The 21,292-nt window shown below is 42.0% G+C and carries 34 protein-coding genes; 22 read left to right on the top strand and 12 right to left on the bottom strand.

Annotation, left to right across the window (positions count from 1 at the left end; genetic code table 11):
* Positions 1-93 precede the first annotated feature (93 nt).
* From ABD036_RS03945 to ABD036_RS03935, 3 genes are all read right to left on the bottom strand, one after another.
* Entirely contained in the window at positions 94-297 is a 204-nt protein-coding gene (locus tag ABD036_RS03945; protein WP_343856724.1) for a hypothetical protein, read from the bottom strand.
* Positions 298-572: 275 nt separating this feature from the next.
* Positions 573-761 (bottom strand): hypothetical protein, encoded by a 189-nt coding sequence (locus ABD036_RS03940; protein ID WP_343856722.1) that lies wholly within the window; start codon positions 759-761, stop codon positions 573-575.
* Between the two features lie 10 nt (positions 762-771).
* Positions 772-945: a hypothetical protein gene (locus tag ABD036_RS03935; RefSeq protein ID WP_343856720.1), complete on the bottom strand. Its 174-nt coding sequence runs from the start codon at positions 943-945 to the stop codon at positions 772-774.
* Positions 946-1,423: 478 nt separating this feature from the next.
* Between ABD036_RS03935 and rpsJ the strand changes: the two genes are divergently transcribed.
* From rpsJ to rpsQ, 11 genes are read left to right on the top strand one after another with little or no spacing between them, the layout of a single operon-like run.
* Entirely contained in the window at positions 1,424-1,735 is a 312-nt protein-coding gene (rpsJ, locus tag ABD036_RS03930; protein WP_008845776.1) for a 30S ribosomal protein S10, read from the top strand.
* An 18-nt stretch (positions 1,736-1,753) separates the two neighbouring features.
* Positions 1,754-2,392, top strand: a complete 639-nt coding sequence (gene rplC, locus ABD036_RS03925) for a 50S ribosomal protein L3 (RefSeq protein WP_343856714.1) — start codon at positions 1,754-1,756, stop codon at positions 2,390-2,392.
* 18 nt (positions 2,393-2,410) lie between these two features.
* Complete coding sequence (gene rplD / locus ABD036_RS03920; RefSeq protein ID WP_343856711.1) at positions 2,411-3,016, top strand: 50S ribosomal protein L4; 606 nt, start codon at positions 2,411-2,413, stop codon at positions 3,014-3,016.
* A complete protein-coding gene (rplW, locus tag ABD036_RS03915) occupies positions 3,013-3,315 on the top strand; it encodes a 50S ribosomal protein L23 (RefSeq protein WP_343856709.1) in 303 nt (100 codons plus the stop codon). Before rplD ends, rplW begins: the two co-directional genes overlap by 4 nt.
* A gap of 14 nt (positions 3,316-3,329) precedes the next feature.
* Complete coding sequence (gene rplB, locus ABD036_RS03910; protein ID WP_343856707.1) at positions 3,330-4,154, top strand: 50S ribosomal protein L2; 825 nt, start codon at positions 3,330-3,332, stop codon at positions 4,152-4,154.
* Between the two features lie 15 nt (positions 4,155-4,169).
* On the top strand, positions 4,170-4,445 hold the full coding sequence (gene rpsS / locus ABD036_RS03905; RefSeq protein ID WP_014107406.1) for a 30S ribosomal protein S19: 276 nt from the start codon (positions 4,170-4,172) through the stop codon (positions 4,443-4,445).
* Positions 4,446-4,456: 11 nt separating this feature from the next.
* Positions 4,457-4,786, top strand: coding sequence for a 50S ribosomal protein L22 (rplV, locus tag ABD036_RS03900; RefSeq protein WP_343856699.1), 330 nt, complete (start codon positions 4,457-4,459; stop codon positions 4,784-4,786).
* A 9-nt stretch (positions 4,787-4,795) separates the two neighbouring features.
* Positions 4,796-5,497, top strand: coding sequence for a 30S ribosomal protein S3 (gene rpsC, locus ABD036_RS03895; RefSeq protein WP_343856696.1), 702 nt, complete (start codon positions 4,796-4,798; stop codon positions 5,495-5,497).
* A 2-nt stretch (positions 5,498-5,499) separates the two neighbouring features.
* Positions 5,500-5,913, top strand: a complete 414-nt coding sequence (gene rplP, locus ABD036_RS03890; protein ID WP_286285197.1) for a 50S ribosomal protein L16 — start codon at positions 5,500-5,502, stop codon at positions 5,911-5,913.
* Positions 5,913-6,119, top strand: a complete 207-nt coding sequence (rpmC, locus tag ABD036_RS03885; RefSeq protein ID WP_343856693.1) for a 50S ribosomal protein L29 — start codon at positions 5,913-5,915, stop codon at positions 6,117-6,119. The genes rplP and rpmC overlap by 1 nt, the downstream gene beginning before the upstream one ends.
* Before the next feature lie 2 nt (positions 6,120-6,121).
* Positions 6,122-6,379 (top strand): 30S ribosomal protein S17, encoded by a 258-nt coding sequence (gene rpsQ, locus ABD036_RS03880; protein ID WP_343856691.1) that lies wholly within the window; start codon positions 6,122-6,124, stop codon positions 6,377-6,379.
* A gap of 137 nt (positions 6,380-6,516) precedes the next feature.
* Here the strand turns inward: rpsQ and ABD036_RS03875 are convergent, their stop codons facing one another.
* Together ABD036_RS03875 and ABD036_RS03870 are read right to left on the bottom strand one after the other, a co-directional pair.
* Entirely contained in the window at positions 6,517-7,089 is a 573-nt protein-coding gene (locus ABD036_RS03875; protein WP_343856689.1) for a porin family protein, read from the bottom strand.
* Positions 7,090-7,492: 403 nt separating this feature from the next.
* A complete protein-coding gene (locus ABD036_RS03870; protein ID WP_343856686.1) occupies positions 7,493-7,882 on the bottom strand; it encodes a hypothetical protein in 390 nt (129 codons plus the stop codon).
* Positions 7,883-8,053: 171 nt separating this feature from the next.
* On the opposite strand from ABD036_RS03870, the gene ABD036_RS03865 reads away from it, so the two are divergent.
* From ABD036_RS03865 to ABD036_RS03850, 4 genes are all read left to right on the top strand, one after another.
* Positions 8,054-8,332: a type II toxin-antitoxin system RelB/DinJ family antitoxin gene (locus ABD036_RS03865; RefSeq protein WP_343856683.1), complete on the top strand. Its 279-nt coding sequence runs from the start codon at positions 8,054-8,056 to the stop codon at positions 8,330-8,332.
* Positions 8,333-8,334: 2 nt separating this feature from the next.
* On the top strand, positions 8,335-8,610 hold the full coding sequence (locus tag ABD036_RS03860) for a type II toxin-antitoxin system RelE/ParE family toxin (protein ID WP_343856680.1): 276 nt from the start codon (positions 8,335-8,337) through the stop codon (positions 8,608-8,610).
* A 166-nt stretch (positions 8,611-8,776) separates the two neighbouring features.
* Positions 8,777-9,025, top strand: a complete 249-nt coding sequence (locus ABD036_RS03855; RefSeq protein ID WP_343856678.1) for a type II toxin-antitoxin system Phd/YefM family antitoxin — start codon at positions 8,777-8,779, stop codon at positions 9,023-9,025.
* Positions 9,015-9,302 (top strand): type II toxin-antitoxin system RelE family toxin, encoded by a 288-nt coding sequence (locus tag ABD036_RS03850; protein WP_343856676.1) that lies wholly within the window; start codon positions 9,015-9,017, stop codon positions 9,300-9,302. Before ABD036_RS03855 ends, ABD036_RS03850 begins: the two co-directional genes overlap by 11 nt.
* 111 nt (positions 9,303-9,413) lie before the next feature.
* Here the strand turns inward: ABD036_RS03850 and ABD036_RS03845 are convergent, their stop codons facing one another.
* The 4 genes from ABD036_RS03845 to ABD036_RS03830 all read right to left on the bottom strand — a co-directional run bounded on the left by ABD036_RS03845 (position 9,414) and on the right by ABD036_RS03830 (position 11,315).
* Positions 9,414-10,133, bottom strand: a complete 720-nt coding sequence (locus ABD036_RS03845; RefSeq protein WP_343856674.1) for a hypothetical protein — start codon at positions 10,131-10,133, stop codon at positions 9,414-9,416.
* 46 nt (positions 10,134-10,179) lie between these two features.
* Positions 10,180-10,554 carry a hypothetical protein gene (locus ABD036_RS03840; RefSeq protein WP_343856671.1) on the bottom strand — a complete coding sequence of 125 codons (375 nt, stop codon included), beginning with the start codon at positions 10,552-10,554 and terminating at the stop codon, positions 10,180-10,182.
* 116 nt (positions 10,555-10,670) lie between these two features.
* Entirely contained in the window at positions 10,671-10,910 is a 240-nt protein-coding gene (locus ABD036_RS03835) for a hypothetical protein (protein ID WP_343856668.1), read from the bottom strand.
* A gap of 123 nt (positions 10,911-11,033) precedes the next feature.
* Positions 11,034-11,315 carry a hypothetical protein gene (locus ABD036_RS03830; RefSeq protein ID WP_343856665.1) on the bottom strand — a complete coding sequence of 94 codons (282 nt, stop codon included), beginning with the start codon at positions 11,313-11,315 and terminating at the stop codon, positions 11,034-11,036.
* Positions 11,316-12,079: 764 nt separating this feature from the next.
* Between ABD036_RS03830 and ABD036_RS03825 the strand changes: the two genes are divergently transcribed.
* Positions 12,080-13,033 (top strand): integron integrase, encoded by a 954-nt coding sequence (locus ABD036_RS03825; RefSeq protein WP_343856663.1) that lies wholly within the window; start codon positions 12,080-12,082, stop codon positions 13,031-13,033.
* A gap of 222 nt (positions 13,034-13,255) precedes the next feature.
* On the opposite strand, the gene ABD036_RS03820 is transcribed toward ABD036_RS03825, so the two are convergent.
* Entirely contained in the window at positions 13,256-13,876 is a 621-nt protein-coding gene (locus ABD036_RS03820) for a TIGR02466 family protein (RefSeq protein ID WP_343856661.1), read from the bottom strand.
* Positions 13,877-14,079: 203 nt separating this feature from the next.
* Positions 14,080-14,652, bottom strand: a complete 573-nt coding sequence (locus tag ABD036_RS03815; RefSeq protein WP_343856659.1) for a paraquat-inducible protein A — start codon at positions 14,650-14,652, stop codon at positions 14,080-14,082.
* Positions 14,653-14,818: 166 nt separating this feature from the next.
* On the opposite strand from ABD036_RS03815, the gene ABD036_RS03810 reads away from it, so the two are divergent.
* On the top strand, positions 14,819-15,349 hold the full coding sequence (locus ABD036_RS03810) for a sigma-70 family RNA polymerase sigma factor (RefSeq protein WP_343856656.1): 531 nt from the start codon (positions 14,819-14,821) through the stop codon (positions 15,347-15,349).
* Positions 15,346-16,050, top strand: coding sequence for an anti-sigma factor (locus tag ABD036_RS03805; RefSeq protein ID WP_343856654.1), 705 nt, complete (start codon positions 15,346-15,348; stop codon positions 16,048-16,050). The genes ABD036_RS03810 and ABD036_RS03805 overlap by 4 nt, the downstream gene beginning before the upstream one ends.
* 105 nt (positions 16,051-16,155) lie before the next feature.
* Here the strand turns inward: ABD036_RS03805 and ABD036_RS03800 are convergent, their stop codons facing one another.
* Positions 16,156-16,554 (bottom strand): energy transducer TonB, encoded by a 399-nt coding sequence (locus ABD036_RS03800; protein WP_343856652.1) that lies wholly within the window; start codon positions 16,552-16,554, stop codon positions 16,156-16,158.
* Between the two features lie 266 nt (positions 16,555-16,820).
* On the opposite strand from ABD036_RS03800, the gene ABD036_RS03795 reads away from it, so the two are divergent.
* The 4 genes from ABD036_RS03795 to ABD036_RS03780 all read left to right on the top strand — a co-directional run bounded on the left by ABD036_RS03795 (position 16,821) and on the right by ABD036_RS03780 (position 21,292).
* A complete protein-coding gene (locus tag ABD036_RS03795) occupies positions 16,821-18,413 on the top strand; it encodes a DUF4331 domain-containing protein (RefSeq protein ID WP_343856650.1) in 1,593 nt (530 codons plus the stop codon).
* A gap of 10 nt (positions 18,414-18,423) precedes the next feature.
* A complete protein-coding gene (locus tag ABD036_RS03790) occupies positions 18,424-18,933 on the top strand; it encodes an Ig-like domain-containing protein (RefSeq protein WP_343856648.1) in 510 nt (169 codons plus the stop codon).
* A gap of 194 nt (positions 18,934-19,127) precedes the next feature.
* Positions 19,128-20,153, top strand: coding sequence for a hypothetical protein (locus ABD036_RS03785; RefSeq protein ID WP_343856646.1), 1,026 nt, complete (start codon positions 19,128-19,130; stop codon positions 20,151-20,153).
* 2 nt (positions 20,154-20,155) lie between these two features.
* Positions 20,156-21,292 (top strand): HupE/UreJ family protein, encoded by a 1,137-nt coding sequence (locus ABD036_RS03780; RefSeq protein WP_343856644.1) that lies wholly within the window; start codon positions 20,156-20,158, stop codon positions 21,290-21,292.

Genomic DNA, 21,292 nt, shown 5'->3' with positions numbered 1-21,292 from the left:
AGTGCCTGCTCTATTTCAAGTTCTGTTGCCATTTACTACGTCAAAGTTGTTGCAATTAGCTTAACTATAACCGAGTGTAATCATTAACAAAACCTAAGTTTTAGGTGTATTCAGTGCTTTTTTGTTAGTTAGATTAAAAAGCAAACCTGCAATCATAAAAAGCAGTGATGTTTGAAATACTGGATTAGCATGTATGTCTACGTCATTTACTATCCATTGATAAGCACTAGAGTAAAGAGTAGTAAAAATATTTATGAAAATAAGTATATAGGTAAACTTTTCAAGTTTAGGATCCATTAGCTTCACTCCTTCTTTTTACTATGCCGTCACTCATTACAATATTGTTTACTAAAAGAGAGATAAAAGAGTAGCCCTGCAATCACGAAAAGTAACGCTGTTTGAAAAGTTGGATTAGTGTTTAATGCAATATCATCTATAAACCAGGATATGGTTGCTGAAATTAAGTTAAAGGCAATGTTTAAGTAAAGCATTATATAAGTAAACGTTATTATCTTTGGGTTCATGCTCAATTCCTTTATTAAATGAATGCGAGGGATGGCCCCCGCTAATTATCAGTTGCTTTTATGAATGGCATCATATGCTGCCAGACCAAGCTTGTATCCGCCCCTGCCACCGAAAGTATACGCTGCAGCCCTAACTAAAAAGCCAACTGCATAGCCAATTACGTAGCCCGTCTGTTGTTCCTCGGTAGCGCCACACCCTGAGATGGCATGGACGTCTTTGTTTGTTAGTTCATACATAATTTATCTCCTAGTTTGACTTATGTATCGCGTCGTAGAAGCCCATACCCAAACCTCGACCAAAACTCTGCGCGGTTCCTGTTGCGTTAACGTAAGTTAGAAATGTTATCGCTCCTCCCAGCACTAGCGCCGGACCAAAAGCCCCATTAACCTCTACTACTTGATTTTCATTCAATTCTCGCATTTGCGAATTCCTTTTGATTGATAAATGTAGAGTACGTAACCACGTACCCAGAAAGTGTCTGTATTAACCAAAATCGCTTGTGAAGAACGCAGCGAACCGCGTACGCAATAGACTTTGAATACAGACACTAAAAGGTTAGAATAAGGATAGCTAAAGCGCACCTGTCCCTAGGTACAGTTTCTAATAGCTTTTTGTGATATTAAATCAGCCCTTATGGCAATTTGCGCTATCAGTGGCTTTTATTACATTTAGGCGTTGCATATTTTTACAGCGCATGTATAATTCGCGCCCACTTGCCCTTATGGGTAGTGATTTTTGGCAGGACCAATGAGTACAGGCTAACGCTCAAACTTGTTGCAGCGCTGAGAATATACAAACAAGACCCCAATTGGGGGTTATCGGTTTACATGCATCCTCCCACCTAATAGAAAGGTTGGTGTGGATGGTTTTTTTTGTTCTTTCGGTTGGAGCTTAATCGATGCCAAATCAAAGAATTCGTATTCGTTTGAAAGCGTTTGATCACAAGTTGATCGATCAGTCTACGGCTGAAATCGTTGAAACTGCGAAACGTACTGGTGCTCAGGTTAGCGGTCCTATCCCACTGCCTACTCGCAAAGAACGCTATACCGTATTGGTTTCTCCTCACGTAAATAAAGATGCACGTGATCAGTATGAAATCCGTACGCATAAGCGTTTAGTAGATATCATTGAACCAACTGATAAAACAGTTGATGCATTGATGAGATTGGACTTGGCTGCCGGTGTTGATGTTCAAATCAGCCTGGGCTAACAAGAGAGGGTTTTAACAATGGCGATTGGTCTTATCGGTCGTAAAGTAGGTATGACTCGCATCTTCACTGAAGATGGTGTGTCAATTCCTGTGACTGTTATTGAAGCGACCCCAAATCGTGTGACTCAGTTACGCACTGAAGAAACAGATGGGTATCGCGCGCTACAAGTAACCGCTGGCGATAAAAAAGCGAACCGCGTTAATAAAGCTGCAGCAGGTCATTTTGCTAAAGCTGGCGTGGAAGCTGGTCGCGGTTTATGGGAGTTCCGTTTAGACGGCAACGAAGGCGAAGGCATTGAAGTAGGCAGTGAAATTACTGTTGAGATTTTTGCTGAAGCTAAACTTGTTGACGTAGCAGGAACTTCAAAAGGTAAAGGTTTTCAGGGCGGCATTAAGCGCTGGAACTTCAGCCATCAACGTATGACACACGGTAACTCGTTGTCACACCGTGCTCCTGGTTCTATTGGTCAAAACCAATCACCAGGTAAAGTTTTCAAAGGTAAGAAAATGGCTGGCCAAATGGGCAACAAAGCTGTGACTACTCAATCTTTGGAAGTGGTACGTGTTGACGCTGAGAATAACCTTCTTTTAGTCAAAGGTGCAGTACCTGGCGCTCCAGGCGGCGATGTAATCGTCAAGCCTGCAGTTAAAGCGTAACGTCTGAGGAGTGAAGTGATGGAATTAGTATTGAAAGACGCGAACAGCGCTCTTGAAGTCTCCGAAGCGACCTTTGGACGTGATTTTAACGAAGCCCTAGTACACCAAGTAGTAGTGGCGTTCGGTGCTGGAGCCCGTCAAGGTTCTAAAGCACAAAAAACACGCTCTGAAGTTCGAGGCGGTGGCAAGAAGCCATGGCGTCAAAAGGGTACTGGTCGTGCTCGTGCTGGTACAATCCGCAGCCCAATTTGGGTTGGTGGTGGCCGTGCGTTTGCAGCCAAGCCTCAAGATCACAGCCAAAAAGTAAACAAAAAGATGTACCGTGGAGCTATTCGTAGCATCCTATCTGAATTGGTACGTCAAGAACGTTTGGTTGTTGTAGAAAAATTTGGTGTTGATGAACCTAAAACGAAAGCACTTGTTGCTAAGCTTAATGAACTTGAGCTTAATGATGTGCTAATCGTAACGTCTGAAGTAGAAGAGAACTTGTTCTTAGCTGCTCGTAACTTGTATAAAGTTGACGTTCGTGACGTTCAGGGTATTGACCCAGTAAGCTTAATTGCATTCGAAAAAGTGTTGATCACTGCCGATGCGGTTAAACAGCTAGAGGAGGCATTAGCATGATCTCTGAAGAGCGTTTGCTTAAGGTGCTTTTAGCACCACACGTTTCTGAAAAATCAACCATGGCTGCTGAAAGCAACAACGCTGTTGTCTTCAAAGTCGTAAAAGACGCGACCAAAGCTGAAATTAAAGCTGCTGTTGAAAAGCTTTTCGAAGTTGAAGTAAATAGTGTTCGCACCTTGAACGTAAAGGGTAAAACCAAGCGTCACGGTCAGTCTTTTGGTAAGCGTAACGACTGGAAAAAAGCATATGTAGTGCTTAAAGAAGGTCAAGACATCGACTTCGTCGGTGGCGAAGCTTAAGAAGGGGATTAGAGATGCCATTATTAAAAGCTAAGCCGACTTCTGCAGGTCGTCGTCACGTAGTTCAGGTTATTAACCCTGATCTACATAAAGGCGCGCCTTACGCACCATTGCTTGAGAAAAACAGCAAGTCTGGTGGTCGTAACAACAATGGTCGCATTACCGTGCGTCACATTGGTGGTGGTCACAAGCAACATTATCGTTTAATCGACTTCAAGCGTAACAAAGACGGCATTCCAGCCAAAATTGAACGTTTGGAATACGATCCTAACCGTTCTGCTAATATTGCACTTGTGCTTTATGCAGATGGTGAGCGTCGTTATATTCTTGCACCGAAAGGCGCTCAAGCTGGACAAGCTATACAGTCTGGCGCTGATGCTCCGATCAAAGCGGGTAATGCAATGCCTATGCGCAACATCCCAGTGGGTACAACTGTACACGCCATTGAGATGAAGCCTGGTAAAGGCGCGCAAATTGCTCGTTCTGCAGGACAATATGCACAAATCTTAGCGCGTGCCGAAGGTTATGTAACACTTCGTCTGCGTTCTGGTGAAGTTCGTAAAGTATTGGCTGATTGCCGCGCCACCATTGGTGAAGTCGGTAACGCTGAGCACATGCTTCGTTCACTAGGTAAAGCTGGTGCAACACGTTGGCGCGGTGTGCGTCCAACAGTTCGTGGTGTAGCCATGAACCCAGTAGATCACCCACATGGTGGTGGTGAAGGTCGTACCTCTGGTGGCCGTCATCCAGTAACACCTTGGGGTGTCCCGACTAAGGGTAAGAAAACCCGTAGTAACAAGCGTACCGATAAACTTATCGTACGTCGTCGTAACAAGTAACAGCGAGGATTCACCATGCCACGTTCTCTCAAGAAAGGTCCATTTATTGACCTGCACTTGCTGAAGAAGGTAGAGGCTGCAGTGGAAAAGGGCGAAAAGAAACCAATTAAGACTTGGTCTCGTCGCTCCATGATCATCCCAGATATGATTGGGTTGACCATTGCGGTCCATAACGGTCGCCAGCACGTACCTGTTTTCGTCTCTGACGAAATGGTTGGCCATAAGTTGGGCGAATTTGCGCCAACGCGTACTTACCGCGGCCATGTCGCGGATAAGAAAGCGAAGAGATAAGAGGAAAAATTATGGAAGCTTTAGCTAAACATCGTTTTGCCCGTTCTTCGGCTCAGAAAGCACGCTTGGTTGCAGATCAAATTCGCGGTTTACACGTTGAAAAGGCGCTTGAAGTTCTGACTTATAGTCCGAAGAAAAGCGCTGCTCTAGTCAAAAAAGTACTAGAGTCTGCGATTGCGAACGCTGAACACAATGAAGGCGCAGACATCGATGAGTTGACTGTCGCAAAAATCTTCGTTGATGAAGGCCCAACTATGAAGCGTATCAAGACCCGAGCCAAAGGCCGAGCTGATCGTATCTTTAAACGCAGCAGTCATATCACTGTTGTAGTAGCGGACTAGGAGATTGTAATGGGACAGAAGGTACATCCTACAGGTATACGCCTGGGTATCAGCAAACCATGGACGTCTACTTGGTACGCTAACACAGCGGAATATGCAGACAACCTGTTTAATGATCACCAGGTACGTCAATACCTGACAAAAGAATTGAAAAACGCGTCTCTTTCTAAAATCATTATCGAGCGCCCAGCGAAAAGCATTCGTGTGACTATTCACACTGCTCGCCCTGGTGTTGTTATCGGTAAGAAAGGTGAAGATGTAGAGAAGCTTCGCAAACATGTATCTAAGCTAGCCGGTGTGCCAGCTCAGATCAATATTGCTGAAGTGCGTAAACCTGAACTAGATGGCCAACTTGTTGCTGACAGCATCGCAAGCCAATTAGAACGACGCGTTATGTTCCGTCGTGCTATGAAGCGTGCAGTGCAAAACGCAATGCGTCTGGGTGCCAAAGGTATCAAGGTTCAAGTAAGCGGTCGTTTGGGCGGAGCAGAAATTGCACGCGCAGAATGGTATCGTGAAGGTCGTGTACCACTACACACTTTCCGTGCTGATATCGACTATGCAACTTCTGAAGCTTTGACTACGTACGGTATCATCGGCGTTAAAGTTTGGATCTTCAAAGGTGAAGTATTAGGCGGACTGCCTCTTACCCAAGAGCAACCTGCTCCAGCACCTAAGAAGAAAGGCCGTTCTGCTAAGCGTGAGGGCTAATTATGTTACAACCTAAACGTATGAAATTCCGCAAAATGCACAAGGGCCGCAACCGTGGTCTAGCTGTAGCGGGGAGTAAAGTTAGCTTCGGTACTTACGGTCTTAAATCGGTTGGCCGCGGTCGTATGACTGCACGTCAAATCGAAGCAGCACGTCGTGCTATGACTCGTCACGTTAAACGTCAAGGTAAAATTTGGATTCGAGTTTTCCCTGACAAGCCAATTACTGAGAAGCCTCTAGAAGTGCGTCAAGGTAAAGGTAAAGGTAACGTTGAGTACTGGGTATGCCAAATTCAACCAGGCCGTGTGTTATATGAGATGGAAGGTGTTCCTGAATCATTAGCGCGCGAAGCGTTTGAATTGGCAGCGGCTAAACTGCCATTTAAAACAACCTTTGTAACTCGGACGGTGATGTAATGAAAGCGGCTGAACTGAAAGACAAAAACGTAGAAGAATTGAACACGGAATTGTTAAACCTACTTCGTGAGCAATTCAACCTACGCATGCAGCACAGCACTGGCCAGTTGGAAAAAACCGACCAGCTACGTAAAGTGCGTCGCAACATCGCGCGTGTTAAAACCATGTTGACTGAAAAGGCTGATGCGCCTTCTGTAGGAGCATAATTATGACTGAACAATCGGTTCGTACAGTACAGGGTCGTGTGGTTAGTAATAAAATGGACAAGTCCATTACTATTATTGTAGAACGTAAAGTGAAGCACCCAATCTACGGGAAATTCATCAAGCGTACTACTAAACTACACGCTCATGATGAGACTAACCAATGTAACGAAGGTGACGTAGTAACAGTACGTGAATGTCGTCCTTTGTCTAAGTCTAAAAACTGGACTTTGGTTGAGATCGTCACTAAAGCGCAAGCATAAGCTTTAGTTTTAGTATTAAAAAAGGCGCTAATCGCAAGATTAGCGCCTTTTTTGTTTTAAGATATGCTGCTAGCAGAGTAATTCAAAAGCCTATCTTTGTCGCTTCTAGCTTGCTCTGCCCTAGTAACGCTTAATGATTAGAAAATGTAACTAAAACCGATGCTTGCCTGTTTTAGATCGGTGCTGAAGTTAGCATCTTCAAAATCTTCAAACGCTTCTTCGGTATCTAAGTCTGCGTCGTATAAGGTGTAATCAAAGCTTACTGACAGGCTTGGCGTGAGAGCATAGGCTACTCCAAGTCCAGTAAACAGACCTTCATCTTCATTATTGTCGCTAAAATTGAAGGTGTTTAAGGTAGATTCATACCAAAGTTGTCCCAATTTTGCGTGCACTGAAAATCTATCAGAGATCGGTAGGATACCTTTTAGCCCTAGGGTATAGCCATCGGTATCAACTGAAGCTACATCACTACCGTATTCGCCAAAATCGACGTATGATCCTTCGATCGCAAAATAAGAGTTGAACTGATATCCGCCAAGAAATTGATATGCATCTTTGTCATCATCAAATTCATCATCGCCATCCACTCTCAGATGGCCATAATTTCCTCCAAGATAAAATCCGTTGTCTATCCGTAGATCGTCATTCGCTTGTGCATAACTTGTCGCAGTTAGTGCTGATACGGCCAATAAAGGTATTAGTTTTTTCATGTGTATTCTCCTTTGTCACGAAGTTTACTTATTGAATAAATTGGAATGCAGATTTCAGTCAATATCCGCAATTTTCAAATTGATAACTTCAAATACTATGCCAAAAAATATCGTCTGAAAAACACGCTAAAAATGCTGTTTCTGGGCGTTAGGTGGCCAATATTGAGATAAGAAGAAGAAAAACTTACAAGAGTTGAATAAGATTTACATAAACGCTTTTTGATGAAAATTAGCATATTAAGGACCAATTTAATTGCATCAAATCAATATGCGTCAGATACCATCTACATAAGCTAGTACAATAGTCACTAGCTCAAGTGTAATAGCTCAGACTTGCTGGCTATAATTGCGAGGAACAAGCCCCAGCCAACGAGTTGGGGGCCGGTTGAATGGATTGTTAGCTTTACATGGCATAAATAACAACCTGAAACATAATATAAAGTAGTAGTAGCCAACCGATAATAAATGCTACATCTTCATGCAAGTTTACGGCGCGAAAGCTTATGTAATTCTCTAAACTTTCACTCATGGGCTTACTGTAAATGATTAAGGATAGTGCTATACCAAATTCAAAAAAGAAAAATACCCAATCGAAAATATCGAAAACAATGGCAGCACTCCCAACCGATAGAATAAAGCAGTAATATGATAATCCGATAACGACGGCTACAATCTTAGCTGTGCGCCATTTCTCAAAGTTTTCCCGAAATGACATGCCATATTCGTAACGTGAATATAGTTCGCCTCCGATTAAGGGCAAGGTTGTTAAAAAAACTGCTAACAAAGAATCCATTTGCGATTCGAACTCCGTAAAGCTAACGCTTCAATAATGTGTTCGATAGTTTGGCAGTTTTTTTGCGTTGTGAGCAATAAAAATCGACAAATGTATTCGAATCACAATTAATTGACTTGTCAGTCGCCCTTGGATAGTCTGTGAGCGCAGATGTCATTACAAGGTGGATTTATGGATACACGAATTCAATTCAGAATAGATGAGCAAGTCAAAAAGCTAGCTCAACAAATGGCTGAAAGTCAGGGCCGTACGATAAGTGATGCGTGTAGAGAGCTGACAGAACAATTGGCCGAGCAACAACGCCTTAAATCATCTCACGATTCTTGGTTAACGGAGCAGGTTAATCAGGCGTTTGAAAAGATGGAAGCTGGGAAATCTAAGTTTGTACCTCATGAAACAGCAAAGACATCAATGGAACAAAGAAAAGCAAAAATTAGACTACGGGATTAAAAGTGATTTATTGGGAAGAGCAATCTCTAATTGACCGAGAAAAGATATTTGAATTTCTATATGAATTTAATCCCATGGCGGCAGAAGCAACGGACGAAACAATTGAAGAAAAAGTGCAAAGCTTATTGTTTCAACCAGAAATGGGAGTCGAGCGAGATGGCATAAACGGGCGCTTATTACTAATTCCAGATATATCAATGATTGTGTCATATTACTTTGATGGAAAAAATATTAGGGTAATGAGGGTACTTCACACAAAGCAGAAGTTTCCAGGGTGAGACTTGGGCGACTAACGCCTCAATGAGAAGCTAAAAAATAGTTGCTTATACTTTAGCGACGTAGGAGCAGGAGGCAACTGTTTTTTGTCTTTCTTAATTGCCTTGTTATGTTTGTGGTACTATAATCAGACCTGTTAAAAGACCAGTAAATCGCACTGAGAAAAATATGACCAACAGAATATTGACCGAAACAGCTGCAAGTATAAGTGAGCTAAAAGCCAACCCAATGAAAGTTGCGTTAAGTGCCGACGGAGAAGCAATTGCTGTACTGAATAGAAATGAGCCTGCATTTTATTGTATTCCAGCAGAAACTTATGAGCAAATGATTGATCATTTAGAAGACTTAGAGCTGATGAGAATCGCAGAACAAAGAAAAGGAGAAGAGTCTATCAAGGTTAGCCTAAATGACCTTTGAGTTAGAATTTAAAAAGACAGCATTAAAAGAGTGGAAAAAGCTAGGCTCAACAGTTCGTGAACAATTTAAAAAGAAACTAACTGAAGTTTTGGAAGGCCCCCATATCCCTAGTGCTAAATTGTCCGGCTCAAATAACCTTTACAAGATTAAATTAAGGCAAGCAGGTTATAGACTAGTTTACGAAGTTCAAGATGAGAAAGTGACGATTACGGTGATTTCAGTCGGCAAAAGAGATAAAGGCCAAATTTATAAAATTGCACAGCACCGAATTAGCTAGCAAACATAACGCCTCATTAAGAGGCAAAAAATTGTTGGCCAAAATCAGCGAGGCACGAGCATGGCCAACTGTTTTTTGTCCTTTTAAATGACTTGTTATACGGCATTACCACTAATTATCGTAATACTCATCAACTTGAGTTGCTAACTCTCTAATTGGTTTAGCACCATCAAAATGCTCTGAACTTTTATTATGGAACTCAATAAAACCCAATTTGGTTTCAACGTCATATTCACCAAGAGCTTCATCTAAAAAGAGATAACCAAGGTTGCCATAAGTTGTGTGTTCTTTATCGCTGTAATTATCAAAAAACAAAACGACGCCCAATTTATCTTCGTCTTTATATATATTGTAATAAACATCATCAGCTTTAATTGATACACCGCCAAAAGTAAGATCGTTCAGTGGTGTTCTTCTAGGACGAAATTTTACTATTGTCCATTGTTTTAATTCAGGTGCTGAGTTAAATAGTAATTCAACCGAAGGAAAGGATTTTTTTATACCACCTGCGCTTAAAACAAACTCTCTTTTACCATTTTCGCGAATAGGGCTAAACTCAAAAGTAAGCTCTGGATCTACTTTAGAAAGTGCTAAAGATAATTTATCAAAAGTATTTTCAGTATCTTTTTCAAAATTGAAGATCATATCTTCATTCTTTTGAAACCATTTCCAAAAATCAGCTTCAACTGATGCATTTGCTTTTGAACCAAATATTGAAAATATTCCCATAATTACTAATATAACTCCGTGCTTCATAGAATCCTTGCCGTATAACGCCTTGCTAAGCGGTTGTGGTGAAATGGCGGCTTGTTTGCGTCTTTTTGCAAACAAGGTGACAGTTTACCACAATCCGACTTGAGCAACTTGTTATACGATTTTACCATGCTAGAACTTCGTCACCGGCATCTGTAGTAATAAGAGCTGCAAAATAACCTGCAACACCTACGATGGCTTTACGAACTGAATTATCAGAGTTTTCGAAATCTGGAAGATACTGCATTCGAAGCTCGCCATTACCAAAGCTAAGAAACGGATACCAACTACCGTTAACAAGAACCTCAGTTGCCCCTTCAGGAGCTGACATTTCTATTGTTTCACCAGTTGCTGGATTTTTTAAGACAATTGGCTCTGAATTAAAACGCAAATTATCCTGTGACTCGACAAACTCGTCCCACTCATCTTCGTGAATTTCCTCACCAGTTTCATTGAAATTCTCATCGTAGCTTTGCGTGACTATTAGAGTGATGCTCATTTTTCTTCCTTCGTATAACGCCTTACTAATAGGCGCATAAATGCTTGGCTAAAATTAGCGACGAAGGAGCGCAAGCCAAGCGTTTTGCGTCCTTTTGAGTAACTTGTTAGGTAACCTTATTCACCAAGCTCTTTTAAGATAACCTCAAAATGACCAGATTTAATAAGTGCTTCTACTTGCTCTTTTGCAGAAGGTGCAATCTTTGGGTACTCAGTCTCAAGGTAAACGACAATTTCTTCGGCAGTCCAAGGTCCAAGTGAAGTAACGTAATCAAAGAAGTCGTTTTGAATTTCCCGAAACGATTGGTATTCCTGTTTAGTAAGAACCACTTCCTTCTCAGTTATGACAATATGCACCTGTATTTCCTTGGTTACCTAACGCCCCACTAAGAGGCAAATGATAGTTGGTTAAAATAAGCGACGAAGGAGCAAAAGCCAACTGTTATTTGTCCTACTTGAGTGACTTGTTATATGCCCAAACTACACTGTGAACTTTGTAAATATTGATTTCGCAACCCAAAGTAAAATGGAATAAATAAGCACTAAAGCAACAAGTATTCCCAAGAAACCTATAATGACAATATGAGTAGGAATTTCCCGCAATGGTTTATTAACATCGATGGCCAATGCATCTCCCGTATAGTGAACTAAATATACGAATGAAAAAGTGGCTAAAACAACTAAAAACGTATAAACGAAATAGCGAATTATTTTAGTTTTTCCATTGGGTGCCGCATCAAATTTATAGTCAAACTTATTCAAGTTTTCCGAACCCCTCTAGGGCATATAACGCCTCATTAAGAGGCTAAAAATAGTTGGTTAAAATAAGCGACGAAGGAGCAAAAGCCAACTGTTTTTTGTCCTGCTTTAATGACTTGTTAGTTTACTTTACCTGAACTTGGAACCACATTTATGACAGGATTTAGGTCTGATTTCTACGCCTTCGCTGCCTAATGCAAATGGAACCGAATTACATTTTGGACACCTGTAATACAACCAGATACCAACATTAAAGATTAACACTCCGATTAATGCACCATAAAAAGGATTTAGAAACTCAATGCCAAAATATTGAAGGATAAAACCACTCGAAAAGAACACAGCGGTTAATAACAATATGACATAAAACCGCTTCTGGATTGGTTTAAATTGCTCAGACACATCATCCATAATTGAGTGTTACTCCAAGTAAACTAACAGTGTATTACTACGAATTCGCGGTATGCCCAAAATCGAAACACTGTGAACCCACATGTTATTAATTATTTTTTTCAATAATAGCAATGGCTTAAGTGCTTTTACCAGCATTTAAATGATTATGACTCATGGGGAAAGTACGAATTTCAGTTTATAGGGGTCCCTGTAAACTTTTTCGAATAAAACGATCTATTTTAAAATTAATGACTTAGCCCACTCTTATCCGTCGAAAGTGAGAATTTCATTGCGTAAAAGTGAGAACTTTATTGGCAGATTCTGAATATCTCAATTATAACTGTATATTAATACAGTTATAATTGGGGGGCTTTATGTCAGAATTTATTGAGTCAGTTCGTATTGAAATTAGAACCAGACAATATAGTTTGCAAACCGAAAAGTCGTACCTTAATTGGATCCGAAGCTTTATACGGTTCAATAATTTTAAACATCCATTGGATTTAGGTAATTTGGACATTGAGCGCTTTTTAAATCACTTGGCAATGAACCGTCAAGTCAGCGCCGCAACTCAAAATCAAGCACTATGTGCATTAATCTTCATGTATCGACATGTTATCAAACGTGACATTGTAGGTTTGAGTTACTCGTTCACTAAAAAGCCTCGCAGAATGCCGACAGTGTTAGATGCCGATGAAGTCTCTACTGTGGTATCAAAGATGAGCGGCAAGTATAAGCTCATCACTGCGTTACTGTATGGAGCAGGGTTGAGGATCCACGAAGCGCTGGGGTTACGCATTAAAGACGTTGATTTTTCCAATCAGACAATCTTTGTATTTCGTGGTAAAGGTGGAAAAGATCGATATACGTTACTGCCTAAAAAGCTTATTGAGCCGATACGAAACCAGATTAGTTTATCCAAGGAAATGCACCTGAGAGACCTTAGCGCTGGCTATGGTTTAACCTCTCTACCCGCTAGTCTTATACGCAAATACGGTAACGCTGCAAAAGATGCCGCCTGGCAATACATTTTCACGTCCTCGACAAGGTGTGTGCATCCTCATGATGGCTATGTGTGCAGACATCACCTCCATCATTCTACCTATCGGAAACAACTGCGCGCTGCTGTAATGAAAAGTAATATAGTTAAACGAGTAACTGCGCATACATTCAGACACTCTTTTGCCACTCAATTATTATTGAATGGAGCAGACATCAGGACGGTTCAAGATTTGTTGGGTCATAGTGATGTGCGCACAACTGAAATTTATACGCATGTCATAGGCTCGCGATTTTGCAATACAACGAGTCCTGCAGATAGAATTTAATACTAATTATTGAGTGACAGCTTTCACTGCTGGAGCAGACCTTCAACTCAGACAACCCAAGATCCGCTTTTCGCGCTTTGCAGTTAGTCAGATTTGATGAAGCCCAGCTCAATCCAATTGTCAGATTGAAGCCCTTGGTAATCACATTAATTCAATTCAAGTTTGCTCATTAGGGTCGCTAGAGCTCATCAGTTGATAAGCTCAGTAGATTGTAGAGTCTGCCTACAATGTCAATTGCGAGACATCGCGAAGATCGCCTAATTTCCCTTTAACAAAACAGTTGAATGCGATCGAGTATCTTGGTTTGTCAGAAAGGTTAGGTTCCACTTGATGAGTTAGTTCAGAAGGGAATAACAAAATATCATGGGTTTGAGGTGTCACTACGTTAATTGGCGTGTTGTATATATTTTGTTTGTCGTTAGATGGATTGATCACAAGCTGGCGATAAGTAGTGTGTTTATCAAACACCATTCGTGAAACTGGCGCGGGTAATTCAGCGTAATACAGTGAACCAGAAACAATGGAATTGGAGTGTGAGTGGGTGTGCATACCGATGTTTGGATTATTGATCAAAGACCAGGATTGGGTTACGTAAAGCTTCTGCTCGATGCCCATCACTTCTTTGGCGTATATATCGAGTGCCTCTTGAACCGCTTTTTTAATACTGGCTAGCTTGGGATCTTCGAATATCGATAGGTTTTCAGAAATCATATTCTGCTGATTGGGCAGCATTTTGAATGATTTAATATATTCAATCTGCTCTTTGCTTATCGCATGACTTAAATTAGCTCGAAAATAGGGGATAGCAAACAATGGTTGCACGTCGAAATTTTGAATAGTCATTATAAATGTCCTAATTATTGTTATTTTTATGTAACATTTAGTAACAAATATATAGAAACATCGCCCCGCCTTCAACGCCAAGTGACCAGTTCGACGTGAATATTATTAGCTCACCTTAAGTAATCAAATAACTAAAGAGCAACAGGGTAAGAATTTATGGCTATTATCTGTTTTTTATTCATTGTAGATAACCTGAGTCAAGGTTAGCTAGTTGGAGGGTTTCGATGCCCCCAAAGCGCCAGTTGAGTGCCCAACAGTGACACCACACAATAAGCCGCAAAAAAGTAAAACCCAGTGCCAACATTGGAAAGAGTTTGAGTGCTAATATCTAAGCCCATTTTAAACCCAAAAACACTGAATTGGTGAGACTCTGTTGTCTCAGCATGGTTGGTCGATAATATGGCCAGAAAAATCGCTATAACAAACACATCTGCCATTGACCACTTGCCAATCTGCGCGACAAATTCATACAGTTTAGAAGCCAGCCTGGTACCCGGTTGAAAATAAGCAAGCGTCACAAGCGCGGTTTTAACCAGCGGAATGATCACTGAAAACAAAAAGATTAAAAAGGCCACGAGTAAACGTTGGTCATGCCACAGCTCATCGATGGTTGCCATGATCGAAAGCTCTTTGTCCACCAGAGCTGAACTGAGAGTTGAACCGCCAACCGACGCCGCCATTTCCATATTTAACGAAAACATCGGTAATAGAATTCCAGGAAAAAATAAGCCCAATGCGAGAACATTAAAGGCAAACCCCAAATGCCGTTTTATCAAGGTAACTCCTACTGATTACTTTATAACAGAAAACCAAGTCAACTAATTTAACTGTTTACAAAGACTTAGTTTTAATTTTATTTGCAATTAATTGCATCTAATTGTGACTGTCGAACGTTATGTTATATAGGGTATCAAGATTTGTGGCTAGTTACTTGGGTGAACAATGGAACACGAACAACATTTTAAGCTACTCAAAAAAGTAGCTGTAGGCGATAGAAAGGCGTTTGAACAGCTGTATCAAGCCACCTGTAATCAGCTTTATGCAGTGAGTTTAAAAATATTGCAAAACAAAGAACAGGCGGATGATGCTTTGCAAGATGCGTTTATTCGTATCTGGCACAACGCCGGTGACTATTCCGCTTCAAAAGGTAAGGTTCTGACTTGGATGGTGAGTATTGTGCGTTATCGAGCATTTGATGCAATACGCTTTCGTAAAGTACGCCAAGGCAACGGCTTGGAAGAAAACTACGAGGTTGTGGTGGAAGATAGCATTCCGCTGTCTGCACACGAAAAGCAACAATTGGATTATTGCTTGGAAGAGCTCGAAGAAACACAGCGGCAGGCAATACATTTGGCTTATTTTGGTGGTCTTACTCATCAAGAAGTGTCGGACCATATCAAACGTCCGCTAGGCTCAAGCAAAAGTTTAATCAGGCGCGGTATGCAGTCATTGAAAAGGTGTTTAGGATTATGAATTACGTTAATCAGCAAACCACACATGCGCTTGCCGCAGAATATGTATTGGGCACACTTCGCGGCGGCGCAAGAAAAAGATTTAAACAATTACTGCTTGAGCACGACAGTATTAATGATGCGGTAGTGCAATGGGAGTCCTATTTCAACGGGCTGGCCCTTAAACTTGAACCCGTTGTTCCCGATCCGATTGTGTGGCAAAAAATACAGGCCCGCTTAGACAATGCAGACGATAACCAATCTGTTGGTGACAATGTGGTCAGTTTATCTTCGACCAAAACACGATTCTGGCAAGGGCTTTCGGGTTTGGCAACTGCCGCCGCTATTGTTTTGGCCGTGCTATTAATACAACCTAAGGTCATTGAACCTCAGCAAGTACAACAGTTTACCGTAGTGCAAAATGAACAAGCACAACCCTTGTGGTTAGTCGAAGTATTGCAGCAAACCATTGAGGCGCAAGCCACTCAAAATGTTGAACAACGAGCATCTAATGATTATGAGTTGTGGATGGTACCAGAAGACGGCACGGCACCTGTTTCATTAGGGCTACTACCAAAACGAGATAAAGTTGTGTTGGCGAAAAACGAACTATTTGAGCAAATCGATATTGCTGCATTGGCCGTAAGCCTAGAGCCGCTTGGTGGTTCGCCTACCGGCTCTCCAACTGAAGTATTGTTTATTGCCAAATTGGCCGTTTTGTAACGAGGCGAACATTCCTCAGGTTCATACCTTCGACATCGCTGAGGCAGCATATGAGAGTGCTGCTTCAGCAATTCAATGACTAATTTCGATACAAAAGCATTCGGTTTATTCGATTTTAAACTCTATGGATACTTGATGACATGGACTACGAACCGGCTTGCTGTCTTTTTCGGCCGGTTTATAGATCCACTGTGATAGAGAGCGTTTTGCTTCGTTCTCAAAAATATCTGATGGATAGGATTCAATCACCTCAATATTATCCGTTTTGCCTTGCTCGGTAATATCATACACCATGACCACATAACCCTCTATTCGCTTTCTAGAAGCCTCTGCGGGATATTGTGGTGCAACTCTATGTACATTATTGTCAAAATCTTCAAATCCAGCTAGGGGGGATGTCTCGCGCTCAAAGTTTTCACATCTATTGTTGTAATTAAGCACTTCAGAATCCGTATTTGCACAACCTATTAACGCCAAGCTAGCCAATATCAAAATGTTTTTCATTGTTTTTTCCCTGTTGTATGTATTTATCTTCCAACGGCACTTTATCACCTAAATTAAACAGATAACCTTGGTAATTAATTTGTTTTTCAATGCCTTACGATTCATTCGTTTGAATTTACTCTAATTAAAGTATCCCATGGTTGCGCTCATTTCAATCTCGCCTCAAGAGCTATCTCAAAAATAGTGACATTTTTTTGCATCCAATACTCATGGTGAGTCGTTAGTTCTAATGCGAGTTAAATAAATCAATTAAAAGAAGGTAAATTATGCAACATTCTAACGTATCCAAATTGGCATCTGTGATTTGCGGAGTGCTTGTCGCTGGCGCAGCGACTGCCTCTAGCCACAGAGAAGCGCCAAATATTACGCGACTTCCTACTGTCGACTCGACAGATTTTTACGCTTTCAATAGCTACGAAGAAGGGCGAGAAGATTACGTCACTTTGATTGCGAACTATATTCCTTTGCAAGACGCTTATGGCGGACCAAATTATTTTGCGATGGATCCTGCGGCGGTTTACAGCATTCATGTAGACAATGACGGTGATGCAGTGGAAGACATGACTTTCCAATTTCGCTTTACCTCGTCATTACTTAACGACAATCAAGGTGCAGCGCTGATGGTAGGTCCTGAGGGCGCACAAAAATCCGTTGGCGTGCCACTTAAAAATATCGGCCCCATTACTGCTACCAACCAAGCTTCAGCGAATTTTAGTGAAACTTATAGCTTAACTATGGTGTCGGGCTCTCAGCGCACGGGTACGTCTGTTGCAATTCAAAATAGTGCTGAAGGTACGGCTAATTTTTCCAAGCCCCTTGATTACATTGGTAATAAAACCTTTAGCGATGGTGCCACTTACGCACAATATGCCAATAGCTTTATCTACGATGCCAGTATTCCGGGTTGTGAACAAATGGCTCGCGTCTTTGTAGGTCAACGAAAAGACCCGTTTGTGGTAAACCTAGGCAAGACGTTTGACTTAGTAAACTATGTACCAGTAGAAGGGGACAGTGCACCTGGTGCTGACGACGGCCAAGGGTTTCCCGGTGGTATCACTCAAGATGCGACCAACGATGATTTGAATGACAAAAATGTAACCTCGATTGCTTTAGAAGTCCCTAAGTCCTGTTTAACGGGAAGTGGAAATGGCACCATCGGTGCTTGGACAACCGCTAGCTTGCCTCAAGCGAGAATTCTCAACCCTGATGCTGACTTTGCCAACACTGAAGTGAATGGCGGGGCATTGACGCAAGTTTCACGCTTAGGTAATCCGTTGGTAAATGAGCTCGTCATTGGATTGGGCGATAAAGATAAATTTTCTTCTGCACATCCAATGAATGATGGTCAGTTTATTGATTATGTCACTCATCCAACGTTGCCAGAATTGCTCAATATTTTATTTAAAGATGCGGTCAATACGACTTTAGGTACCAACCTTGAAACTCTGGCACCTACTAACTTCCCTCGAAACGATCTGGTTACTGCATTTCTAACTGGATTTGTAGGCGTAAACCAAATGGCCACAGTAACCCCATCTGAAATGCTTAGGCTAAACACGGGGATTGCAGCAACAGCCGCTGCTGATCAATCTGCATTTGGCGTGGCAGGTAACGACTTAGCCGGTTTTCCAAATGGCCGCCGTCCAGGTGATGACGTGGTAGATATTGCCTTGCGCGTGGTGATGGGACGTTTATGTCATCCGATACCTGTCGCTGGTGTTGATACCGATCTAGGTTTATGTGCTCCAGAAGATGCAAACGTGGGTACGGTTCCTTTCACTGACGGTGCACCGGTGAATGCACAAATGATGATGAATTCATTCCCTTACTTAGCAATGCCAATTCCTGGTTCAGAATAAGGAGGACATTATGAAATATCAATTTATCAACCTTGCCGTGATTATGTCCTTGGGCATGTTAGTTAGTGGCTGTAACTGGGGAGACGATGATGACGAAACGCCAATCCCCAACCGCGCACCCAACGCATTGTCAGAAGATCTGACGACTCAAGCTGATGTGGTCATCGTGGGGCAGGTTACTGCCACCGACGAAGACGGTGATATGTTGACTTACTCACTGACCTCCGAACCTCAATTGGGCTCGATTACATTGGCGGCTGACGGTGCTTTTACCTATACACCTAACTCCACGGTAACTGGTCAAGATAGCTTTGCCTTTACGGCTTCAGATGGTTCATTGGTCAGTAATGCCGGCACTATTGGCATCACAATAGAAAACCAAGTAGTCAGTTTTGCAAGCTATAGTCGAGACGCGTTTTCACAAGATGAGCAAGACACGCCATTACCAATAAACGGTAGAGAGTTTACTCAGGATGTGTCCGATCCTAACGCGTACGATGATTTGATAATTAACCCTTAACAGCTAAACAAGGATGTCATTAACTTCCATTTAAAAAATGACCATGGCTAAGGACGGCCTTTTTATCGCAAGCCGGAGACAATATGAAAGGTAAATTTTTTACACTATTGCGCCAAGATGTGTCAAATATTGCTGCTCGGTGGGCTCTGTTACGGGCTTTATTTTGCTATTTATTTCTTGTGACTGGTGTCAGCATGGCAAAACCAGTTACGCCAACACCTAATACGGTCGTAGCCAATTGGCCTGCACAATTAAATGATGCGAATTCAACCGCAAGTCTGAGCAACGTCATGTGGCATATCAAACAAGGCCAATATCCTGGCAATGCCAATTTGCACTACTCTTTAGCCCAAAGCATGATGGCGCGCGTTCCTCAGGAGCAGCTCGACCCCATGTTGAGCCACTACTTGCAAGCGCGCTTGTTACAATATCAACATCGCTTTGCAGAAGCACAAGATCACCTAGATCGCCTATTATCAATCTCGCCTAGGCACATCAATGGCTTGCTACTAAAAGCCAATTTGCACTTGGTGAAAAATCAAATCGAACAGGCTTTAGATACCTGCAAACAATTGGTTGGGGTTGCCGACCTGATGTTAGCGACGGCATGTAATTTAGAGGCAGCCAGTTATCAACCTCAAAAACTGCAAGCCAGTTACCAAGTGCTCAGTAGTTTACTGAAAACGCGGGGTTTAGCCTCCAATGGTAAAAGTTCAAACGACGATATCGAAACCCAAGCATGGCTAAAACAAATTGCTGCTGATATGGCAATTCGACTAGATAGGATTGACGAAGCCGAAACGTGGATAAGCGCTGAAAATTTAGCACAGCAACCACTTAGCTACGTGGTGTTATGGGCCGATATTCAACAGCGACTTGGTAACTATAACGCCATCCTTGAGCAGCTCGGTAGCATAGTTGAACAATCTGAATTTAAAGACGACAGCTTATTGATCCGCTTGGCGATGGCTGAAAAAGCCCATTATAAACCTCAATCTTCTGGTAAATGGCAGTCATTAGCGCAGCAAAGAATCCAATTACGAGTTGCACGCAATGATGACTTTCACGCAGCCGACATTGCCAGATACTACTTGTATGTTGATTTACAACCAGAGCAAGCACTGTTTTGGGCCAGAAATAACTTTGCCCACGCCAAATTATTTGATGATAAGCAATTACTTGAATACGCCCAATCGTTTCTAGTGCAGCAGGAGATCTAGTCATGCATAAAGGTTACGCATTGTTGGTTGTATTATATTGTTGTGTCTTTTCAGCACCCAGCGTTGCTCATCAGTTGAGTACCGCCTATCTTCAGTTATCAAGCCAAACAAATCACTCTAATTCCTTTGATGGCCAATTACAGTTGCGCCTATACGACTTGGAACGCAGTGTTGGCTTAGACACAAGCGGAGATGGTGAATTGCGTTGGCATGAGGTGCTTGAGAGGCAAAGCGCTATTGTCAGTTATATTGATCAACATCTAAAGATTGACTCACAGGCGACACCTTGTGAGATACAGCCCCAGTACCCGTTGCAGTTTGATAGCCATTTTGACCAAGGATTCTTGGTAATCAATTTTAGTGCTATCTGTGTGGGTGACATCAAAGAACAGAGCCTGACGGTGACATACCAAGGTATTTTTCCGCAAGACCCAGACCATAAACTGCTACTGAATATTGACGGCTATAGCCAACACAGTGCACAGAACCTGAGTGCAGTGATTGACCAACAACAGCAGAGTAAAACCTTTGATCCTCAGCAATCCTATGTATGGCAAACCTTTAGCACTTATCTATATCAAGGTGTGGTACATATCTTAATCGGTACCGACCACATCTTGTTTCTAGTGGTTTTGTTGATGAGCTGTGTGCTGTACCGAGAAGGGGGCACATGGTATGCCCAGCACAGATTAGTACCAGTACTAAAATCGGCAGCTTGGATAGTCACCGCGTTTACGTTTGCTCACTCTATCACCTTGACCGCGACTGCACTGAATTGGATTTCATTTAATACCCGTTGGGTTGAAGTGGGTATTGCCCTATCCGTATTGTTAACCGCGTTGAATAACCTGTGGCCGGTTTTACTGCGATTGGGATGGATTACCTTTGCTTTTGGCTTATTACATGGAATGGGCTTTGCTAGCGTTTTAGGAGAGCTGGGCTTGTCATCGCAGCACCAAATAGTGTCTATCTTAGCTTTCAATCTAGGGGTGGAGTTGGGTCAGCTATTAATACTACTTGTTGCTTTACCGCTCTTTTATCTATGTCGAAATTTTCATTTCTATCGCTGGTTGATACTCAAAATGGGATCTTTGGTTATTGGTCTTATTGCATTAAATTGGGCCATTCAGCGCCTATAA

The organism is Aliiglaciecola litoralis (assembly GCF_039523355.1).
In the GTDB taxonomy this organism is placed as follows: domain Bacteria; phylum Pseudomonadota; class Gammaproteobacteria; order Enterobacterales; family Alteromonadaceae; genus Aliiglaciecola; species Aliiglaciecola litoralis.
The sequence above is the reverse complement of the archived record's forward strand: the minus strand, read 5'-3'. Positions and strand labels throughout refer to the sequence as shown.

Excerpts from the sequence above, each read along its gene's own strand:
- ABD036_RS03945 (WP_343856724.1), bottom strand. The coding sequence starts at position 297 with ATGGATCCTAAACTTGAAAAGTTTACCTATATACTTATTTTCATAAAT.
- ABD036_RS03940 (WP_343856722.1), bottom strand. The coding sequence starts at position 761 with ATGTATGAACTAACAAACAAAGACGTCCATGCCATCTCAGGGTGTGGC.
- ABD036_RS03935 (WP_343856720.1), bottom strand. The coding sequence starts at position 945 with ATGCGAGAATTGAATGAAAATCAAGTAGTAGAGGTTAATGGGGCTTTT.
- rpsJ (WP_008845776.1), top strand. The coding sequence starts at position 1,424 with ATGCCAAATCAAAGAATTCGTATTCGTTTGAAAGCGTTTGATCACAAG.
- rplC (WP_343856714.1), top strand. The coding sequence starts at position 1,754 with ATGGCGATTGGTCTTATCGGTCGTAAAGTAGGTATGACTCGCATCTTC.
- rplD (WP_343856711.1), top strand. The coding sequence starts at position 2,411 with ATGGAATTAGTATTGAAAGACGCGAACAGCGCTCTTGAAGTCTCCGAA.
- rplW (WP_343856709.1), top strand. The coding sequence starts at position 3,013 with ATGATCTCTGAAGAGCGTTTGCTTAAGGTGCTTTTAGCACCACACGTT.
- rplB (WP_343856707.1), top strand. The coding sequence starts at position 3,330 with ATGCCATTATTAAAAGCTAAGCCGACTTCTGCAGGTCGTCGTCACGTA.
- rpsS (WP_014107406.1), top strand. The coding sequence starts at position 4,170 with ATGCCACGTTCTCTCAAGAAAGGTCCATTTATTGACCTGCACTTGCTG.
- rplV (WP_343856699.1), top strand. The coding sequence starts at position 4,457 with ATGGAAGCTTTAGCTAAACATCGTTTTGCCCGTTCTTCGGCTCAGAAA.
- rpsC (WP_343856696.1), top strand. The coding sequence starts at position 4,796 with ATGGGACAGAAGGTACATCCTACAGGTATACGCCTGGGTATCAGCAAA.
- rplP (WP_286285197.1), top strand. The coding sequence starts at position 5,500 with ATGTTACAACCTAAACGTATGAAATTCCGCAAAATGCACAAGGGCCGC.
- rpmC (WP_343856693.1), top strand. The coding sequence starts at position 5,913 with ATGAAAGCGGCTGAACTGAAAGACAAAAACGTAGAAGAATTGAACACG.
- rpsQ (WP_343856691.1), top strand. The coding sequence starts at position 6,122 with ATGACTGAACAATCGGTTCGTACAGTACAGGGTCGTGTGGTTAGTAAT.
- ABD036_RS03875 (WP_343856689.1), bottom strand. The coding sequence starts at position 7,089 with ATGAAAAAACTAATACCTTTATTGGCCGTATCAGCACTAACTGCGACA.
- ABD036_RS03870 (WP_343856686.1), bottom strand. The coding sequence starts at position 7,882 with ATGGATTCTTTGTTAGCAGTTTTTTTAACAACCTTGCCCTTAATCGGA.
- ABD036_RS03865 (WP_343856683.1), top strand. The coding sequence starts at position 8,054 with ATGGATACACGAATTCAATTCAGAATAGATGAGCAAGTCAAAAAGCTA.
- ABD036_RS03855 (WP_343856678.1), top strand. The coding sequence starts at position 8,777 with ATGACCAACAGAATATTGACCGAAACAGCTGCAAGTATAAGTGAGCTA.
- ABD036_RS03850 (WP_343856676.1), top strand. The coding sequence starts at position 9,015 with ATGACCTTTGAGTTAGAATTTAAAAAGACAGCATTAAAAGAGTGGAAA.
- ABD036_RS03840 (WP_343856671.1), bottom strand. The coding sequence starts at position 10,554 with ATGAGCATCACTCTAATAGTCACGCAAAGCTACGATGAGAATTTCAAT.
- ABD036_RS03825 (WP_343856663.1), top strand. The coding sequence starts at position 12,080 with ATGTCAGAATTTATTGAGTCAGTTCGTATTGAAATTAGAACCAGACAA.
- ABD036_RS03820 (WP_343856661.1), bottom strand. The coding sequence starts at position 13,876 with ATGACTATTCAAAATTTCGACGTGCAACCATTGTTTGCTATCCCCTAT.
- ABD036_RS03810 (WP_343856656.1), top strand. The coding sequence starts at position 14,819 with ATGGAACACGAACAACATTTTAAGCTACTCAAAAAAGTAGCTGTAGGC.
- ABD036_RS03805 (WP_343856654.1), top strand. The coding sequence starts at position 15,346 with ATGAATTACGTTAATCAGCAAACCACACATGCGCTTGCCGCAGAATAT.
- ABD036_RS03800 (WP_343856652.1), bottom strand. The coding sequence starts at position 16,554 with ATGAAAAACATTTTGATATTGGCTAGCTTGGCGTTAATAGGTTGTGCA.
- ABD036_RS03795 (WP_343856650.1), top strand. The coding sequence starts at position 16,821 with ATGCAACATTCTAACGTATCCAAATTGGCATCTGTGATTTGCGGAGTG.
- ABD036_RS03790 (WP_343856648.1), top strand. The coding sequence starts at position 18,424 with ATGAAATATCAATTTATCAACCTTGCCGTGATTATGTCCTTGGGCATG.
- ABD036_RS03785 (WP_343856646.1), top strand. The coding sequence starts at position 19,128 with ATGGCAAAACCAGTTACGCCAACACCTAATACGGTCGTAGCCAATTGG.
- ABD036_RS03780 (WP_343856644.1), top strand. The coding sequence starts at position 20,156 with ATGCATAAAGGTTACGCATTGTTGGTTGTATTATATTGTTGTGTCTTT.